This window comes from Chitinophaga rupis (assembly GCF_900109685.1).
Classification (GTDB): domain Bacteria; phylum Bacteroidota; class Bacteroidia; order Chitinophagales; family Chitinophagaceae; genus Chitinophaga; species Chitinophaga rupis.
Genome location: NZ_FOBB01000012.1, coordinates 187883 through 205438, shown reverse-complemented (window position 1 = coordinate 205438; position 17556 = coordinate 187883). Strand labels below are relative to the sequence as shown.

The window sequence follows — 17556 nt, the reverse complement described above, 5'->3', positions numbered from 1 at the left end:
TGAGTCCTATTTTTTTATGCAAGCCCGCTCTCTTTGTAGCGGGCTTGCTGTTTTTATAACTACTTAATCATCGTCCTGTACAATCCCGTACGCCCGGTAAAATATAAAGTATTACCATTCGTAATAACCAGTGACGACGGGCGTTCCGGCACACGGATCCATTCCCGTTGTTTGCCTGCTGCATCAAAAGAATAAATATCTCCATCTGCTATCCACACATTGCCCTGCTGATCAGGGATAGAATTGAACTCACCTTTTTCTGCAAAATATTTCAGATCAGAAAGATACCCCTGTGCATCTACCTGCATTTTCACGGTACGTTTGTCATATTCATCCACCGCGTATAAAGGCTTACCCGGGAAAGCGTTTACCAGGGCGCAGGAACGGGCAAGATCGTAACACACAGGGATGATGGTTTTTCCATCCGGCGCTACCCAGCATTCTTCATTCCTGTTTAATGATACGGTATTGAAATCATGATAATCGCGCCAGCGGTTGGAGGGATATAATGCTTTGTACACATCCTTCACCGTGCCCATTGTTTTTTTATCCAGCAGCCGGATGGTATTTTCCGGTTGTCCAGGATCTACTGCATACACCAGGGTGCCAAAGCCGGAATTACCCCAACCACTAAACGAAGTACCGCTGGCATCCGGCGGATTCTGATAGCGTTCCGGCTGCCCGTTGATGATGTAACCGGGTTGCGGGTTGTAGCGGAACACTACCAGCAGGTTGTCTTTGGAATCACAGGCCAGTGAAAGCGGCTCCCAGGGGAAATCGGCCAGCAGCTGCAGGGATTGTGTAGCAGCCGACCATTTGTACACATGTTTCATACGCTGCTCTGCAAAGTATACGTTGCCTTTTGAATCTGCACAAAGGCCAATGGCAAATTCAAAACCTTTAGCTAGCAGCTGCAGAGGCGCAGCAGCTTTTGCGGGTTTATTATCACTGATAAGTAAGCGTGCAAACTCTGTAGGGCGAACAGTTATATCGGTATTAATATCATAGAGCGGGTTATCGGTGGTGTATTTGATCTGGCTGTAGTTGTGTACATTCAGCAGCTCAAGGTTAGAACAATCCCAGGTACGTACGGAATAAGGGTAAGGCACTTTAACCCTGATCACGCGGAACATGTACAGGTTGGCAAAGGTCATATCCTTGCAGGTTTCAATTTCCAGTGGCTGGCATTCGGAGCTTTCCACGCTTTCTTCTTCCAGTTGTAAAGCATATACTTTCCAGTTGGATACGTTTTTGAAACGTACCTCATTCCGCACATGATGTTCTACCGACATGGCATATATCCTGCCACGTGTAGCCGTATTGTTTACATAGCACCCGGAGGTAGCAAAGGTGCTGGCAGACCAGATGTTTTTGAAAATACCGCCGCCGTTATTGGTTACCCATAGGCTCCAGTATTGTGTATCCCACAACGGATCTGCCGCCGTGCGGCGGCCTGTTTGCGGCTGCTCTCTTTCGTCCCATTTCCAGCGCAGCTGCGGGCCCGGGCGCATGGTGCCATGCCCGCCAATGAACTTCACATCATCCACCATTGACTTTTCACCGGCCATCCATTTACAGGCCACGGCGCGGTAGTTACTTTCTGCAGTGTACAAACCAATTCCGGTAATGATGTTGGTGCCGCCTTCCGGCGCTTCTACCATAGCTTTGGGCGCGCCAAAGCTGCCGAATGCCGCTGCGTTCTCTGCCAGCGCAAAGTTGGTGGCCATGGGATGCAGGCCTATTAATACGGTATTAGGTTTTAGCCGGATGGTTTCAGAGATGCGGTAAGAGCCTTGCGGTACGTAAATTACAGGGTGTTCGTCAATGGCTTTTTGAATGGCTTTTGTGTCGTCGGTAACACCATCGCCTGCTGCACCTAATGTTTTCAGGCTCACCCAGTCGGCCATGGGCGGCAGTGCGGGTATATCATTACTAAGTGTGGCCGGTAATGTTTTTAGCGCCTGTATTTCGCTGATGGTTTTATATACCGGCTCTTTATCCAGGTCATCTATCTGCAACCCATATACGAGGCGTTGTACTTCGTACGTGGTAAAAGCAACTTTGGTTACACTGTCTGCTTTTGGGTAATGCACTAATACGGGCACCTGCCTGCAGTACAGGTTGCGGATATTCAGCTGCATATTGGCATTGCCTTCATTACTTATCCTGATGGCGGTATCGCGGATATTTTCAAATTTGCAGTTTTCCAGGAATAGCTTTTCCCAATAGTTGCTGTCTACCTGTATAGCGGCCGGCACATTTTTTACCTGCATGCGCACAATGGTAAATCCTGCCTGCTGTGTTTTAATAGCAGTTTTACGCTGCCCTTCAAAGTAAGTGTCCATCATCATGAACTGCCAGCCGGGAGACGCTTTGGTGGTATAGATGCCGTAGTCACCGCCAAAGAATTTTACATCTTCCATAAAATTGCCAACATCAAACAAACCGGCTTTTCCTTTTCCTATATCAATATTGCAGTGCGCTACATAGCTGTGCTGTGCAAAGTGGGTACGCAGCGCTACTGCAGCGGGATTTCCGTCTTCGATCTTCAGATCAATGTTGGTGAGGGCGCTGTAAAAAGTACCGGCGCCGGCATCGCTTACATTACCGCCGGGTTCCACTATGCTGCTGGTGAACCAGAACATATAAGATGCTTTGCCTTTGTCCTGCTGGTTTACCTCCGCAAAAGCGGGTGAGTGCTGTTTTAAGATGATCAGCGGGCGGCTTTTTCCATAACCTATTAAGCGAATGGCAGCGGGAATGTAAATGGTTTTGGAGATAAAGTAAGTGCCTTCCGGGATAAAGAGGATGCCGAAGTTCCTGTCTTTTTTCAGCTGGTTGATGGCGGTTTGCAGCTGGTCAGATACATCGGCTGCTTTGCCGGGAGTGAAGTACACCGCCTCGGGATCGTCCGGTTTCTGCGTGTACAAAGATTTGCCGGGTGTGAATTGACTAAAAGCGTTGCTGCAGCTGCCGGTTAACAGCACCAGCAGCAAAAAGGCCTTGACGTGGTAAGCCATATAAAGTGGAATTTTTTGCAGCAACAAAATAGTGCGGAAAGAGGTAGATTCAAAGGGTATCCAGGTAATCCGGCGGAAAAAGCTGCTGCCCATATTTTTCACTGATCTCTTTCATTTTGTTGATGCCTGCTTCATCCATTGGTACCGGTGGTAAAAATGTGCCGGCGCTCACCGGTGTACCTGCTGCCCTGAAAAAATCATCTAACCCAGCCGGCACCACAATACATAACAGGTGCGCCATTTGCCCGCTCTTGTTCTTAAATGCATGTACAATACCGCCTTTGGGTATATTCACAAAAGCGCCTTTGCGGGCTACGTAGGTTTGCGTTTCCGTTCGTACTTCTACTTCTCCATCCACTACATAAAAGTTTTCCTGGAAACTGGCATGTGCATGCGGGCCAGGGCCACTACCCGGTGGCACCAGCATATCGATCACGGCAAATTCACCCTGCGTTTGCTGTCCGCTGATTATAATACGATAGTTGCCGCCTGCCATGGCTAAGCTATCGCCGGCTGTAGGGTCTACGGTAATGGCAGGTTGTTTGGTTTGTTCCATATAGCAGTGTTTAAAAAAGTTCAGGATCAAATTGGCACAACTACTGTGCCGTTACTAATGATCTGAAACTTTTAAAATTTAATTGAACAAAGTTCCTCCTGTGCGCGTACTAATAATAGCTAAACAAAGTACCCGGCTGAGATGGCTGAGTAATACCCAGGTAACATTGTGATCTTAACTTAAACCCTCATTAAAAATAACCCTTATGAAAACGAAAACCCTTATTGTACTGGCCTTCCTGGGCCTGGCAACCGCCTGTAGCAGAACAGAACAAATAACAGCCCCGCAGCCTGCTGCAGATACTTTGCAGCCGGTAATATCCAAAACAGCTATTAATAATTTTGTGCAGCAGCAGCTGAAAGCGAACGACCGGTTTGAATGGCGTATGGCCAGTGATGAAATGGTATGGAGCGCGCTGGTGCAGGGCGACAGCATTCTTTCCGTAGGTTACCAGCCTGCCGGTTTCCAGGACATTAACAAAAAGATACACACCATTAATATTAACAGCAGCGAGTGGAAAGCCGCACGGGAGCAGGTATTACAGCTGATCATTGCGCAGGAGCAAAAGAGTGGGTTAAAGGTGAATGCGCAAAGTATTACCGCTTTTGAAGAGAAAGTATTGCCGGTTATAGATGTAAAGGTAAGCCGGCTATCCACCATTAAAGCACTCAGGAAATCGCTGCTGGTGCGTTATGCGGAGCCAACCGGTTATGGCGCTGTAATGAACACCGGTAACAGTAATGGCAAAACGGCATCCGACATCAGCTCATCCGGCTGCGGGGATAATACGGCCAATACCGCGCTGGCAGCCGGACAGGATTATACTGTAATAACGCCTGCCGCCAAACAATCCTGGAATTATCCATATCACAACATTAACGCAGTATGGAATGCAGGCATTACCGGCGCAGGCGTAAAAGTAATGATCATTGATACCGGCGTAAGCCCGGACCAGGAGAACCTGGGCAGCGATATTAACCAGGGCCTTTCTGCCGGCAGAACGGTGGAGAAGCTGGTTACCTCTCCGGGTGGCAGTATAGATGACGGCTGTGGGCACGGCACCAAAATGGCGGGTGTATTGGGCGCACCCAGAGGCACTGACGGAAATACTGCCGGTGTTGCCTACAATGCTAACCTGGTGCTGGTACATGCCGCGCAGGATGTTTTCCTGCTGGGCAGCAGCGAGATCAAAGGTGTGGCGGATGCTTATGTGCTGGCCGGTAACCGCAGCGATGTAAAGATCGTGAGCATGAGCATGGGCACTATTTTTTCCAGCTCGCAGATCAGTGATGCCATCCGTTATGCCAATAACAATGGTAAGCTGTTGTTTTGTGCAGCCGGTACTTCTTTTGACTGGACAGCCGGTTGGGCGGGCGTAATATTTCCCGGCAATATGAGCGAAGTAATGGCCGTAACAGGTATTAAAGATAATTTAACAGAGCGCTGCGGCACCTGCCATACCGGATCTGCAGTTGATTTTACAGTGGTAATGGAAAAGGTATCCACCGGCAGAACCGTGTTATCATTAGCCATGGACGGTGACGGACCTTCTACTGTAGGCGGCTCTTCTGCAGCCACGGCCAGCTGCGCGGGTATAGCCGCCCTGGTGTGGAGTAAATTTCCTGCCTATACTAAAGACCAGGTGATCGATAAAATGGCGCATGCCGCAAATTATTATCCCAACCGCAATGGTAGCTTTGGCTGGGGCAGGGTGAATGCGCTGGCGGCTATCCAGTAAAATAATGTTGCTGGTAAAAGCGCCCATAGCTATGCTTCATGGCGTTTTTATTTGTAATAAACTTACTTGCTGTGCGCCTGGTAAAGGGCGGGCCACTGCTATTATTTAAAATTTATAGCCGGGTATTGCATAACCAATGCAGTGACGGAGAAAGTTGTCCCGTTTTACACTAAATGGATTATTAAGAGGAGGTTACATGTTAGCAGAACCGTATAATTACCCTTTATTTCACCTGCTAACCGTTACGTATAAACCCGGTTTTTTACAGCCCGGGCGGTCTGCAGGCGGTAAAGACGATTATTTGTATATTTTTGTACCCATTCTGATTAACCTTAATCTCTCCTCAAGAGTACAACAATGAAAAAATTATTTGTAATTGGGACCGCCTGTATGTTAACCTGTACGATAGTAAAGGCACAACTATTTGACCGCATTAAAAATAAAATGGAGCAGAAAGCAAATGATGCGATAGATAAAACTATAGACAACGCGGGTAAGAAAAAAGACAAGAAAAAATCTGGTGAAAACTCCCCTGAAAGTACTGATAGCGGCAGCACTGGCACTACTACCACTACGAACGGTGAAAGCAATGCAGGTGCGGCCATAGGGCCTAACGTGGATATTACCTCTTATTCCAAATTTGATTTTGTGCCCGGCGCCAAAATAATTATGGATGAAGATTTTTCACAGGAGGCCATTGGTGATTTTCCCGCGCAATGGAATACCCGCACCGGCGCAGAAGTGGTGACCGTGAACAACCGCCCGGGTAAATGGCTGAGCATTAAACAGGACGGCGTTTTTTACCCGGAATACCTGACCAGTAACTTCCCCGACAACTTTACGCTGCAGGTAGATCTAATGGCCAATAACGGCATTGCCAGCATCGGGCAGCTTACTATCAGCCTGCTGCAAACAAAAAATGCAGATGAGAAGTTTGATTATGGTAAAGAGACCAGTACCAGCAGTATTCCCAACTTTAAGGTGAGCTTTAACCCCAAGTCTTCCGGGGATGGCGATATGTATTATTCCAGCAATGTTATCGGTAATCATAACATCAGCGCTACGCCAGAGTTTAATGTACCCAAAAAGAACGCTGTAAGAGTATCCATCTGGCGGCAGAAACAACGCATACGTGTGTACCTGGACAGCACTAAAACGCTGGACCTGCCCCGTGCGCTGGATGCCAACACTGTGCTGAACTCCCTGGTATTTGCCACCTATGCGCCGGATTATGGCAAGGAAGGCGGAACCTTCTTTATCAGCAACATCCGCCTGGCAGTAGGCGCACCGGATACCCGCAACAAGCTGATAACAGAAGGCAAGTTTGTAACACACGGTATTTTGTTTGATGTGAACAGCGATAAAATACAGGCCGCATCTTACGGCAGCCTGCAGGATATTGCCAATGTGCTGAAGGAAAATGCCGGGGTGCGTGTGAAAATTGTAGGCCATACAGACGCTAACGGTGATGACCAGCTGAATCAGGACCTTTCCAAACGCCGCGCTGCAGCGGTAAAAGAGGCGCTCAGCAAAAATTTTGGCATTGATGCTGCCCGCATGGATACGGATGGTAAAGGCAAAACACAGCCTATTGATGATAACAATACAGCTGCCGGCCGGGCCAATAACCGGCGGGTAGAGTTTATAAAGCTGTAACCCCGCTGTTGTAAAAGCATATAATTATAAAACCCGCTATGGTTAGCACCGTAGCGGGTTTTAATTTTTAACTAAAGCTGGCGTAGCGTAGCCGCTGACGTTAGTTTACGTCAGACGGTAATGAAAATTTTATTGGTAAAGTATGGCTCATTTTAGCTGTAACGGAATTTTGTTTGCCCGGTATCCATTTACCGCTTTCCTTTATCAGGCGCACGGCTTCTTCTCCCATAGCGGGGCTGGGTGATCGCATACAGGTAACATTAGACAGGGTGCTGTCTTTTGCCACCACAAAATATACATAGGCAATACCTTGCAAACGTGCCTGCTTATCTTTTTCAGGATAGCGTAAATTTTTGCTGATGAACCGCTGCAGGCTGTCCGTACCTTTCAGGTAGCTGGGCGGTTGTTCAATAAGCACAAAAATACGGTCATCCCCATCACTTTCCTTTGTAAGCGGTATATCGGCCGTTTTAGTTTGTGCCATGCCCGGGATAACGGTTCCTAAAAGTGTTATCCAGAGTAAAAGTCGAATCATATTAATATTATTTAATATGGCAAGATAGGGACTTTTCTGAAAAAGCCGGTTATGTGGATGTTAAGGTTAAAAAAGTATCTTTAAAAGGTATAAATGTATTATTGGTATGCTGCTGAATTATTGCGGAAATAAAATAATGCCACACCGGAGAGGTGTGGCATTATCTTTTAGCTATCTCCGGCGTTTCCGCAGCCGCCTGCTGTATGGCCTTTTGCCAGGAGTGTTACAAAGAATGTTTCATTTTACATCTCAGCCTTATAGAACACATAACCGCCGTGGTACAATACCCCATCCCGGAAATCGCCATCAGCGCTAAAGCCGGAATCATCCTGGTATTCTATATGATCACCGTTAATGGTATAGCTGCCGGTGTAGGCGCTTTGGCGGGTGCCTCTTGCTTCATCATACCGGCCATTGGGTAACAATTCCTGGCGGATGTGGCCATCTTTCGTCATCCACATGCCGGTGTAAGGGGAAGGTGTTTGCATACAATACAGTTTTAAATGTGTGTACTATGCATTAACTGCTTCATAAGCAGTAGCAGTAGCCAGTGTTTTCCAGCTTTCCAGGTCCTTTTCAATAGCGGCAATTTTTCCATATGCCAGTTCGTAAGCGTCTGCTCCCAGGAATAGGTGTAAGGGCGGATTTTTTTCATTGGCAATGCGGATCACCAATGCAACAGCCTTTTCAGGGTCGCCGGCCTGGTTACCATTTATTTCCTGCTGGTGCAGCTCCTGTACATCTCTTACTGATTTGTAGGCTGCAATTTCATTAGCAGGCACGCGCAGGGAATCGGCAGTCAGAAACTGTGTTCTGAAATAACCCGGTGATACAATGGTAACGTTTATACCAAACTCTTTCACTTCTGCGGCTAACGATTCTGAAAATCCGTCTACTGCAAATTTGGTAGCGCAGTAAATGCCGAAGCCGGGGAAATTACCGGTAAAACCTGCAATAGAAGAAATGTTGATGATATGGCCGGATTGCTGCTCGCGCATATACGGCATTACGCTGCGTATTACGTTCAGGGTACCAAATACATTCACATCAAAGTTGTCGCGGCTTTCCAGGTCGCTAAGCTCTTCCAGGCTGCCTGCCAGGCCGTAGCCGGCGTTGTTCACTGCTACATCAATACGTCCAAAATGGTGAATGGCAGCGGCTACGGCATTTTTTACGCTGCTTTCTGATTTAATATCAACAGCCAGCGGAAAAAATCCTTCCACATTTTCACCTACTGCGGAGATCAGGTCATCTATATTCCGGGAGGTAGCGGCTACCTGCTGGCCTTGTTCCAATAGCTGCTTCACAAAGGAAAGACCTAAACCTTTGGAGGCGCCGGTAATAAACCATGTTTTTTTGCTGTTCATATGTTTGTGTTTTTGATGCAACAAAATTAGCGCAGGGAAACATGCGGGGACTTACGCGGTTCAAACGTATTATTGCAAAATTCAAACAACGTAAAAAGGGGGTAGCGTTGGATAGCAGGGTATACGCCTTTAAGAGGGGAGTACGGCTATTATTAATCAAAGAATTATAATGGGACTAGTTGTCATGCAGAGGTATTAGCAGCACCATGAATAGTGGCGTAACATCAGGCTGCTTGCATAACATTACATTGTCTATAAAGGGCAACATATTGTTTATAAAAGGCCGCAATCATTTGTTGCCTGCGGTGTAAGCGCAAACTGGCGCGATTTTTCTCCCCTTTTTTTGGTATGGAAAAGCAATTTAAAAAGGGCAATACGGTTCACTGGAAATCATCCACCGGTAAAATTATAAAGGTGCATACCAAAGATTTTACTTTTAAAGGTGTAACACACCGTGCATCTGCCAGCGAGCCGCAATATGAAGTGGAAAGTGATAAAAGCGGGGGAACCGCTGCGCATAAAGCATCTGCACTGCATAAATAGGATATAGTCATTTTATTTGATCATCAAAAAATTTGTTATATGCCTACCACACACAAAAAAGCAACGGCGCATAAAACTACCCGGAAATGGTCTGCTGAGGTAACAGAGAACAGTGATGCGCTTGACCTGAAGAAGAACATTTTTGAATCACATGACCCGAAGGAGATTGCGCAATCCCTGAAGTCATCTGCCAACAAAAGTCACCGGCGTAAATCCAGTCCGTACAGGTCTGCTATGTCGATGTTAACTTTTTATATTAACCGCGCGGGAAAGAATTTGCCGAAGCGGCAAAAGAATGTATTGGAAAAAGCAAAAGATGAGCTGAGAGTGGCTTTTGGACGAGAATAAACTTTAATTTTTTAAATCTTAAATGTAAAAGTGGAACGTAGTCCTTATCCGCTGCATTCCACTTTTACATTTGAAGTTTTATATTCTTTTAAGTTTAGTATCATCATTATTTCGCCGGCAACGCAAACGCTACATACGTATCTCCCGACTTACTTCCTATCTTACCACCACCGCATGCAATTACCACATACTGCCTACCATTCGCCATATAAGTAGCCGGCGTTGCATAACCTGCAGCGGGCAAAGGCGCTTCCCACAACACTTTACCGCTGGCTTTATCAAACGCGCGGATCTTTTCATCTTTAGTGGCTGCAATAAATATTACCCCGCCTTTAGTAACCAAAGGCCCGCCATAATTTTCAGTGCCGGTTACAGGAATACCTTTTTTTGTCAACTCCGCATATTCACCCAGGGGTACTTTCCATAACAGCTTACCGCTGTTCAGGTCTACGGCATTCAGGGTGCCCCAGGGCGGCTTAATGCCGGGGTAACCGTCTGCATCCAGGAAACGGTTATATCCTGTCATGGTATAGGGCACTTCATCCAGGATACTTTTTTTCATGCGCATACTGTCTGTGCTGCCCGGCTCTTTGGGCATCTCTTTTTTAGTGGCCGGTATGGCTGGCTGTTTTTCCTGCAGGTGCAGTAAAAAGGCCAGCAGCGCCTGTTTTTCACCGTCCTCCATTTTGAAGGCCGGCATCATGTTCTTGCCGTGGGTAATAATTTCCTGTACCTGTGCCGCGGAATATTTTTTATCAATATCTACCAGGGAAGGGTAGGAGCTGCCATTGCCTTTCAGCTCCGGTCCGTGGCAGGCCACGCAGTATTTGCCGTACACCGCTTTACCCAGGTTTTTAGGAGATGCATCTGCCGTTTTAGCCGGCATATCTATCATGGTTAATGACCAGGGCAGCTCGCTGCTGTTCACATACAAAATACTGGTTTCCGGATCCACGGCTGCACCGCCCCATTCGCCGCCGCCGTCAAAACCCGGGAAGATCCATACACCGGCTTTGCTGGGCGGTGTGAACATAGCATTGTATTTCACCTGGTGGAACTTTTCCATCAGCAATGCATATGATTCATGCGTAAGACCAAATACGTCGGCAGAATCAAAATGCTGGCGGGCAAAAGGTTCCGGCAGGGTGGGTATGGGTTGTGTGGGCCATACAACTTCTCCCGGCAGGTCAGAAGCTGGTACCGGCGTTTCATTGATAGGGAATACGGGCTGTCCGTTGCTGCGGTCAAATAAAAAGATGTACCCATGTTTAGTGACCTGCGCTACGGCTTCAATCTTTTTACTGTTATGGGTAATGGTTACCAGGTTGGGATTGGCTGCCAGGTCGCGGTCCCAGAGATCGTGGTGCACAAACTGGTAATGCCAGCTATATTTGCCTGTAGCCGCATCCAGCGCTATCAGTGAATTGCCATACAGGTTAGCTCCTTTGCGGATGCCGCCATAAAAATCGCCCCCGATAGACCCGGTAGGCACATACAGGATGCCGGTATTTTCATCTAACGACATACCGGCCCAGCTATTGGCGCCGCCGAACTTTTTCCAGGCATCCTTATCATCCCAGGTATCATAACCTTTTTCGCCGGGTTGCGGAACGGTATGGAAGATCCAGGCCCGTTTGCCGGTAAGCACATCATAGGCGCGGATATGGCCGGGTGCTGCATCCGCAGATTCTGCTACCCGCATGCCAATGATCATTAAGTTTTTATAGATAATGCCTGGTGTGGTAGCTGCAATAAAAGGATTATAGCTGGCGGTGTCACGGTCCAGGTCTTTGGAAAGATCCACGTAACCCTTTTCGCCAAAGCTGCTGATATGCTTACCGGTAGCGGCGTTAATAGCATATACCTTTTCGCCCACACTGTAAAGAATGCGTTTATCTTTTCCGTCTTCACTTTGCCAGTACATAACACCGCGGCTTACTTTAAAGAAAGCCATAGGATCGGCATTGGTAGTGTCTTCCAGGCTGGCGGGGTCAAATACCCATTTAGGTGTGCCGGTGGCTGCATCCAGCGCCAGCAGCTTCAGGCGCGGAGAAGTGCCATACAGCACGCCATCAATTATAATAGGATTGCACTGGTTCTGGGAGTGATTGTCCGGGTCTTTATCGTGGGAGCTGTAGGTCCAGGCTACCTGCAGCCGGTTTGCATTCCCCGTATTGATCTGGTCATTGGATGAATAACGGATACCGTCTTTGGAACCGGCATAGGTGCGCCAGCCGCTGTAATCACGGTGGGTGGAGGGTTGCCGGCAGGCCGCCAGCATCAGCGCTAACAGGGCTGCCTGCGTGAACGTGCGTAAGGTCATACGTGGATTAGCTTATCTTCCAAATATAAGCGTCCGGTCCTGTATTTTATAATTTGCCGGGGAGATGAAATACCTTTGTATAGTAATACAGGACAGACAGATGAAGATGATATTCAAAGATCCCGCTGTTGGCGGAGAGCTGCTATTAGTGATCAATGAACCGCAATTTGACCGGTACTTTTTTACCCGCGACAGTAAAACAAAATACCTTACCATTGCCTGGAACCGGGGCCCGGCGCAGCAGGTGGTGATAGATGAGATCAGCTATACCTTCCCGGCCAATGCCATTCTGCCGCTGGTCATTAACCAGTCGTTCCGGTTTGAAAGGCCGGAGGATATTACCGGCTGGCAGTTTAACCGCGACTTTTACTGTATTATTGACCACGACAAAGAAGTGAGCTGTATAGGTTTCATCTTTGGCGCATCGGAGCCTATGTTCATTCATATAGATGATGCAGAGGAGCATAAGATACAAGCCCTGCTGGAGGTATTTAAAGACGAGCTGGCGGATGAAGATGAGATCCAGGCCACCATGCTCCGCACCCTGCTGGTAAGGCTGATCATTAAAATAACCCGCCTGGCTAAAAAGCAATATATAGATCCGGAGAAGATCAATAAGAACAAGCTGGATATTATCCGCCACTTTACCCTGATGGTGGAAGAACATTATAAACAGCAGCACCAGGTACAGTTCTATGCCAATGCGCTCAACAAATCGCCCAAAACACTTTCTAACCTGTTTGCCCTTTATAACCAGCGGTCACCCTTGCAGATCATCCAGGAAAGGATTATCCAGGAAGCCAAACGCCTGTTCTATTATACAGAAAGATCGGCTAAGGAAATAGCGCTGGAGCTGGGTTTTGAGGATGCCGGGCACTTTAGCCGTTTCTTTAAGAATCAAACAGACCTGAGCCCCTCTGACTTCAAAAGATCCTTACAAAACAGGGCGTAGGGAAAAATCGGCAAATCTTCGGGAAGAGTGTCCATTTTTAAAGGACTGAAATCGTAGCAATTTTACATCGTCAACAACGACAATGAAAATTAAAACGATAAAAAATGAAAACGTTCAAAGTTCCCGCCAAAGAAAATGTATCCCCCGCTAACCAGCAGCTGTTTGATAAATTAGCCAAAGGTTTAGGTAAAGTGCCTAACCTGTACGCCACCATGGCCTATTCTGAAAATGGCCTGGGTACCTACCTGGCGCTGAGTAGTGCTAAAAGCTCTTTAAAAGCCAAAGAAAAAGAAGCCGTTAACCTGGTAGTAAGTGAAGTGAATAGCTGTGACTATTGTTTAAGCGCACATACTATGATCGGTAAGCTAAACGGTTTTACGGATGAGCAGATCCTGGAGATCCGCAGTGGTGAAGCGCCTTTTGACAGTAAGCTGGATGCCCTGGTGAAACTGGCCAAGAACCTGACTGAAAAACGCGGTAAGGCCGATGCGGAAGTGGTTGACAACTTTTTTGCCGCCGGTTATACGGAAGAAAACCTGGTAGATACCATCCTGGTGGTAGGCGATAAAACCATCACTAACCTGCTGTATGGCGTAACCCAGATACCTATTGACTTTCCGGCAGCCCCTGCTTTACATGCTGAAAAAGCCTAAAATAATTTTATAACAATAATGGCTCTATATATAATTGACCGGGATATTCTGGTATCTTTATAAAGGCCCCGTGAACCTGTAAGCGTGTGGTATCAGATATCCCCTTCAATGAATCCCAAATCCATCATCTTTAAAAATCCAGCATCATGAGTAACACAATTGTCGTAGAAAAGAACAGCGCCGTAGCCAACTATGCAACAGATCCTCATCTTGACAGCGGTACCAAAGCCGTATTAAAAGTATTAAACTCCGGTGGCGCCCCGGTAGAGAGTCTTTCCAAGGAAGATGCCCGCAATGTATTGGTAACAGTGCAAAACTCTGTAAAAGTAGACCTGTCAGGTATTGAAGAATCAGAAAAAACTATTAACGCAGATGGCTACACGGTGAAGCTGAATATTGTGCGCCCTGAAGGTGTAACGGAAACCCTGCCGGTATTTATTTTCATCCATGGCGGTGGCTGGATCCTGGGCGATTACCCCACCCACAAACGGATGGTGCGCGACCTGGTGGTGCTTTCCGGCGCAGCTGCGGTGTTTGTGAACTATACCCCTTCTCCCGAAGCCCAATACCCGCAAGCTATTAACGAAATTTATGCTGCTACCAAATGGGTGGCGGAGCATGGCAGCGAAATTAATGTAGATGGTAAAAGACTGGCAGTAGTAGGCAATAGCGTAGGTGGTAACATGACTGGTGTAACGGCTTTGATGGCTAAAGAAAAAGGCGGCCCGGATATTAAATTGCAGATCCTGATGTGGCCTGTAACGGATACCAACTTTGAAACGGAATCTTACCAGAAATATGGTGAAGACCGTTTCCTGAGCGCTTCCTTAATGAAATGGATGTTTGACCAGTACACTACGGATGCTGATGAGCGTAAAGAGCCGCACCTGGCCATTTTACGCAACCCTGTAGAAAACCTGAAAGGTTTGCCCCCGGCATTGATACAGGTAGCGGAAAACGATATTCTGCGCGATGAAGGTGAAGCATACGGCCGCAAGCTGGACGAAGCCGGTGTAAAGGTGACCACGGTACGTTATAATGGTATGATCCATGATTTTGGCCTGCTGAATCCCCTGGCAGAGCTGCCTACCGTACGCTCTCTGTTTGAGCATGCCGCTGCGGAGCTGAAGAAATATTTAAAAGCATAAAGCGGAAAGCATAAAGGAGAAAGCCAATACAGCGTATATCTCTGGAAGCTTAAATATATAAAGACCGTTGACTGGTTATTTTGAAGTGTGAGATGATCTGTGTATTGCGTTAATGGTTGCAAAAGGAGCAGGTGTTTAAACCCACGGTTTAAACACCTGTTTTTATTTAAGGTACCTGCCATTCATTTGGCCTGGCAGGTTATAGTTAAAAAAGGTATTGCGCGATGATCTCCACCAGCTCATCCTGCGAGAACCGGTCTGCGGGATCTCTTTCCTCATCCACTTCAGCAGGATAAGCATCTACCGCCCATTCCCGCGGCAATCCGGCAGCGCCACACAGTGACCGTGGTGCTGCCGGCGTTTCGGGCCATTGCTGGTAGATATTCATTTGCATGTTGCTGGTCATATCCGTTATTATTTGCTTGCTGATACAAAGTAACTACCGGGTTGTGACAGCATTATGTCAGTAGGAAAAAGGAAAAAATAATTAAATGGCGTATCTTGATTAGATCGTTGATAATTAACCCATTTCATGCTTATGCGGAGCCTGTTTTACCAGTTATTCCTGGTCATAAATATTGTTATTGCAGGGGCTGTTTACACGGCGCCTGTATGTGCGGCGCCTGCAGATAGTATTGTCAGCATTTCACGCGGGGTAATGGAGCGGCTCATCGGCAGCAGGGCGCAGCACATTCAGCTGCAGGTGATCCCTGCGCCGGAGGAACATGATGTGTACGAAATATCCGCCCATAACGGACAGCTGCTGGTACGGGGCAGCAGCCCATCCGCTATTTGCCACGGTTTTTACAAATACCTGCAAAACGCCTGCGGAAGCATGGTTTCCTGGAGCGGCAGCCACCTGCCCCTGCCGGCTAAATGGCCTGATCACCCAAAGGAGCGGGCAGTAAGTCCTTACCGGTACCGCTATTACCTGAACGTGGTAACCTTTGGGTACACCACCCCTTACTGGGACTGGGCCCGCTGGGAAAAGGAGCTGGACTGGATGGCGCTGCACGGCATTAACCTGGCGCTGGCGCCGGTAGCCAGCGAAAGTATCGCCGCCCGGGTATGGCAGCAAATGGGCGTAAAGGAGGCTGACATTCAGAATTTTTTTACCGGCCCTGCCTATTTTCCCTGGCACCGCATGGGCAACCTGAATAAATGGAACGGCCCTTTTCCTGCCACCTGGCCGCAGGATCAGCTGGCGCTGCAACACTATATTATTAACCGTATGCACCAGCTGGGCATATCACCCATAGCACCGGCTTTTGCCGGGTTTGTACCGGAAGGTTTTCAAAAGCTGCACCCGGAGCTGCCCGTGAAAAAGCTGGAATGGGGCGGTTTCCCGGAGGGGTATAATGCCTATGTGCTCTCGCCCAACACGCCCTTTTTTGAACAGATAGGCCGCCTGTTTGTGCAGGAATGGGAAAAGGAGTTTGGGAAAAATACCTTTTACCTCTCCGATAGCTTTAATGAAATGGATGTGCCGGTACCTAAGAATGATCCTGAACAAAAATACCGGCTGCTGGCAGATTACGGGCAAACCATTTACCGCTCTGTAATAGCCGGTAACCCGGATGCAGTGTGGGTTACCCAGGGCTGGACATTCGGCTACCAGCACACTTTCTGGGACCAGCGTTCTTTAAAAGCCATGCTTTCTAAAGTGCCTGATGACCACATGATGATCGTGGATCTGGGCAATGAATACCCGCCCTATGTCTGGAAGATCCCTGCACTTTGGAAAACGCACCAGGGTTTTTACGGCAAACGCTGGATCTACAGCTATGTGCCCAACTTTGGCGGTAAAACGCCTTACACCGGTGTGCTGGACCTCTATGCAAGCGGCTCTGCCACAGCCCTGCAAACGCCCGGCCACGGTAAGCTGGAAGGGTTTGGCGCTGCACCGGAAGGGTTGGAGAATAATGAAGTGATCTATGAGCTGTTAGCTGATATGGCCTGGACGAATAAACCCATTAATTTAACCCGATGGCTGCCTGCGTACTGCCGTTCCCGTTATGGGGGCTGTCCGCCAAAAATGGTAACTGCCTGGCAGCAGCTGCGGCAGTCATGCTACAATACTTTTTCGCCCTATCCCCGTTTTGTATGGCAGCTGGTAAAACCAGACCGGCGCCGGGTGGGGAAGGTAGATGATAACCCTGCATTCTTTACCGCCGTGCAAAATTTCCTGGCCTGCGCACCGCAGCTGCAGCAAAGTGATTTGTACCGTAATGATGCAGTGGAGCTGGCAGCGCTGTACCTGGGTCTGAAAGCAGACCGGTACTATAAAGCCGCTTTGCTGGCAGATTCTTTGGGCCAAACTGCACAACGGCAAACCGCTTTGGATACTTCCATCCGGCTGTTGCTGGCTACGGATAGCTTGCTGGCATCTCACCCTACAGACCGTTTACAACCCTGGGTAGCTTTAGCCCGTGCACATGGCGCTAATGAAGCTGATAAGAATTATTATGAAGCTGATGCCAAACGCCTTATTACCACCTGGGGCGGGCGGCAGGAGGATTATGCAGCACGGCTGTGGAGCGGTTTAATACGGGATTATTATGTACCGCGTATACGTATGTATTTTTCTGATAAAAGAGCTATGCTGCCGCAGTGGGAAGAGCAGTGGGTGCAAAAGCCTGGTATAAGCACGTTACAGTCTTATGCGGATCCGGTGCGACGTGCAAGGGAGCTGGTGAAGGAGTTTAGTAAATGATAGC

The 17556-nt window shown here is 48.0% G+C and carries 15 protein-coding genes; 8 read left to right on the top strand and 7 right to left on the bottom strand.

The features are described from left to right. Nucleotides 1–59 precede the first annotated feature (59 nt). Nucleotides 60–3020 carry a glycosyl hydrolase family 28-related protein gene (locus tag BMZ54_RS30590; RefSeq protein WP_089920916.1) on the bottom strand — a complete coding sequence of 987 codons (2961 nt, stop codon included), beginning with the start codon at nucleotides 3018–3020 and terminating at the stop codon, nucleotides 60–62. Nucleotides 3021–3069: 49 nt separating this feature from the next. Continuing rightward, nucleotides 3070–3576, bottom strand: a complete 507-nt coding sequence (locus BMZ54_RS30585; protein ID WP_089920757.1) for a cupin domain-containing protein — start codon at nucleotides 3574–3576, stop codon at nucleotides 3070–3072. Nucleotides 3577–3781: 205 nt separating this feature from the next. Between BMZ54_RS30585 and BMZ54_RS30580 the strand changes: the two genes are divergently transcribed. Both BMZ54_RS30580 and BMZ54_RS30575 read left to right on the top strand, forming a co-directional pair. After that, nucleotides 3782–5314 carry a S8 family peptidase gene (locus tag BMZ54_RS30580; RefSeq protein ID WP_089920755.1) on the top strand — a complete coding sequence of 511 codons (1533 nt, stop codon included), beginning with the start codon at nucleotides 3782–3784 and terminating at the stop codon, nucleotides 5312–5314. Nucleotides 5315–5671: 357 nt separating this feature from the next. Next, nucleotides 5672–6970 carry an OmpA family protein gene (locus BMZ54_RS30575; RefSeq protein ID WP_089920753.1) on the top strand — a complete coding sequence of 433 codons (1299 nt, stop codon included), beginning with the start codon at nucleotides 5672–5674 and terminating at the stop codon, nucleotides 6968–6970. Nucleotides 6971–7070: 100 nt separating this feature from the next. On the opposite strand, the gene BMZ54_RS30570 is transcribed toward BMZ54_RS30575, so the two are convergent. From BMZ54_RS30570 to BMZ54_RS30560, 3 genes are all read right to left on the bottom strand, one after another. After that, nucleotides 7071–7505 carry a TonB family protein gene (locus BMZ54_RS30570; RefSeq protein WP_089920751.1) on the bottom strand — a complete coding sequence of 145 codons (435 nt, stop codon included), beginning with the start codon at nucleotides 7503–7505 and terminating at the stop codon, nucleotides 7071–7073. Nucleotides 7506–7747: 242 nt separating this feature from the next. Beyond that, complete coding sequence (locus BMZ54_RS30565; RefSeq protein WP_089920749.1) at nucleotides 7748–7993, bottom strand: Atu4866 domain-containing protein; 246 nt, start codon at nucleotides 7991–7993, stop codon at nucleotides 7748–7750. A gap of 24 nt (nucleotides 7994–8017) precedes the next feature. Continuing rightward, the gene (locus BMZ54_RS30560) at nucleotides 8018–8872 is read right to left on the bottom strand and encodes an oxidoreductase (protein ID WP_089920747.1); all 855 of its coding nucleotides are present in this window, start codon (nucleotides 8870–8872) and stop codon (nucleotides 8018–8020) included. A gap of 348 nt (nucleotides 8873–9220) precedes the next feature. On the opposite strand from BMZ54_RS30560, the gene BMZ54_RS30555 reads away from it, so the two are divergent. Together BMZ54_RS30555 and BMZ54_RS30550 are read left to right on the top strand one after the other, a co-directional pair. Beyond that, nucleotides 9221–9415: a hypervirulence associated TUDOR domain-containing protein gene (locus tag BMZ54_RS30555; RefSeq protein ID WP_089920745.1), complete on the top strand. Its 195-nt coding sequence runs from the start codon at nucleotides 9221–9223 to the stop codon at nucleotides 9413–9415. 39 nt (nucleotides 9416–9454) lie between these two features. Next, a complete protein-coding gene (locus BMZ54_RS30550; protein WP_089920743.1) occupies nucleotides 9455–9763 on the top strand; it encodes a DUF3175 domain-containing protein in 309 nt (102 codons plus the stop codon). 106 nt (nucleotides 9764–9869) lie between these two features. Here the strand turns inward: BMZ54_RS30550 and BMZ54_RS30545 are convergent, their stop codons facing one another. Next, nucleotides 9870–12086 carry an outer membrane protein assembly factor BamB family protein gene (locus tag BMZ54_RS30545; RefSeq protein WP_089920741.1) on the bottom strand — a complete coding sequence of 739 codons (2217 nt, stop codon included), beginning with the start codon at nucleotides 12084–12086 and terminating at the stop codon, nucleotides 9870–9872. A 100-nt stretch (nucleotides 12087–12186) separates the two neighbouring features. On the opposite strand from BMZ54_RS30545, the gene BMZ54_RS30540 reads away from it, so the two are divergent. The 3 genes from BMZ54_RS30540 to BMZ54_RS30530 all read left to right on the top strand — a co-directional run bounded on the left by BMZ54_RS30540 (nucleotide 12187) and on the right by BMZ54_RS30530 (nucleotide 14839). Then, the gene (locus BMZ54_RS30540) at nucleotides 12187–13038 is read left to right on the top strand and encodes an AraC family transcriptional regulator (RefSeq protein WP_089920739.1); all 852 of its coding nucleotides are present in this window, start codon (nucleotides 12187–12189) and stop codon (nucleotides 13036–13038) included. A gap of 104 nt (nucleotides 13039–13142) precedes the next feature. Then, nucleotides 13143–13691, top strand: a complete 549-nt coding sequence (locus BMZ54_RS30535; protein ID WP_089920737.1) for a carboxymuconolactone decarboxylase family protein — start codon at nucleotides 13143–13145, stop codon at nucleotides 13689–13691. 146 nt (nucleotides 13692–13837) lie between these two features. Next, a complete protein-coding gene (locus tag BMZ54_RS30530; RefSeq protein WP_089920735.1) occupies nucleotides 13838–14839 on the top strand; it encodes an alpha/beta hydrolase in 1002 nt (333 codons plus the stop codon). 205 nt (nucleotides 14840–15044) lie between these two features. Here the strand turns inward: BMZ54_RS30530 and BMZ54_RS30525 are convergent, their stop codons facing one another. Beyond that, the gene (locus tag BMZ54_RS30525) at nucleotides 15045–15245 is read right to left on the bottom strand and encodes a hypothetical protein (RefSeq protein WP_089920733.1); all 201 of its coding nucleotides are present in this window, start codon (nucleotides 15243–15245) and stop codon (nucleotides 15045–15047) included. Between the two features lie 132 nt (nucleotides 15246–15377). On the opposite strand from BMZ54_RS30525, the gene BMZ54_RS30520 reads away from it, so the two are divergent. Then, nucleotides 15378–17552 (top strand): alpha-N-acetylglucosaminidase, encoded by a 2175-nt coding sequence (locus BMZ54_RS30520; protein WP_089920915.1) that lies wholly within the window; start codon nucleotides 15378–15380, stop codon nucleotides 17550–17552. The last annotated feature ends 4 nt before the right edge of the window (nucleotides 17553–17556 follow it).

Bases quoted from the DNA above. Each gene is read 5' to 3' on its own strand.
- BMZ54_RS30590 (WP_089920916.1), bottom strand. From the start codon at position 3,020: ATGGCTTACCACGTCAAGGCCTTTTTGCTGCTGGTGCTGTTAACCGGC.
- BMZ54_RS30585 (WP_089920757.1), bottom strand. From the start codon at position 3,576: ATGGAACAAACCAAACAACCTGCCATTACCGTAGACCCTACAGCCGGC.
- BMZ54_RS30580 (WP_089920755.1), top strand. From the start codon at position 3,782: ATGAAAACGAAAACCCTTATTGTACTGGCCTTCCTGGGCCTGGCAACC.
- BMZ54_RS30575 (WP_089920753.1), top strand. From the start codon at position 5,672: ATGAAAAAATTATTTGTAATTGGGACCGCCTGTATGTTAACCTGTACG.
- BMZ54_RS30570 (WP_089920751.1), bottom strand. From the start codon at position 7,505: ATGATTCGACTTTTACTCTGGATAACACTTTTAGGAACCGTTATCCCG.
- BMZ54_RS30565 (WP_089920749.1), bottom strand. From the start codon at position 7,993: ATGCAAACACCTTCCCCTTACACCGGCATGTGGATGACGAAAGATGGC.
- BMZ54_RS30560 (WP_089920747.1), bottom strand. From the start codon at position 8,872: ATGAACAGCAAAAAAACATGGTTTATTACCGGCGCCTCCAAAGGTTTA.
- BMZ54_RS30555 (WP_089920745.1), top strand. From the start codon at position 9,221: ATGGAAAAGCAATTTAAAAAGGGCAATACGGTTCACTGGAAATCATCC.
- BMZ54_RS30550 (WP_089920743.1), top strand. From the start codon at position 9,455: ATGCCTACCACACACAAAAAAGCAACGGCGCATAAAACTACCCGGAAA.
- BMZ54_RS30545 (WP_089920741.1), bottom strand. From the start codon at position 12,086: ATGACCTTACGCACGTTCACGCAGGCAGCCCTGTTAGCGCTGATGCTG.
- BMZ54_RS30540 (WP_089920739.1), top strand. From the start codon at position 12,187: ATGAAGATGATATTCAAAGATCCCGCTGTTGGCGGAGAGCTGCTATTA.
- BMZ54_RS30535 (WP_089920737.1), top strand. From the start codon at position 13,143: ATGAAAACGTTCAAAGTTCCCGCCAAAGAAAATGTATCCCCCGCTAAC.
- BMZ54_RS30530 (WP_089920735.1), top strand. From the start codon at position 13,838: ATGAGTAACACAATTGTCGTAGAAAAGAACAGCGCCGTAGCCAACTAT.
- BMZ54_RS30525 (WP_089920733.1), bottom strand. From the start codon at position 15,245: ATGACCAGCAACATGCAAATGAATATCTACCAGCAATGGCCCGAAACG.
- BMZ54_RS30520 (WP_089920915.1), top strand. From the start codon at position 15,378: ATGCGGAGCCTGTTTTACCAGTTATTCCTGGTCATAAATATTGTTATT.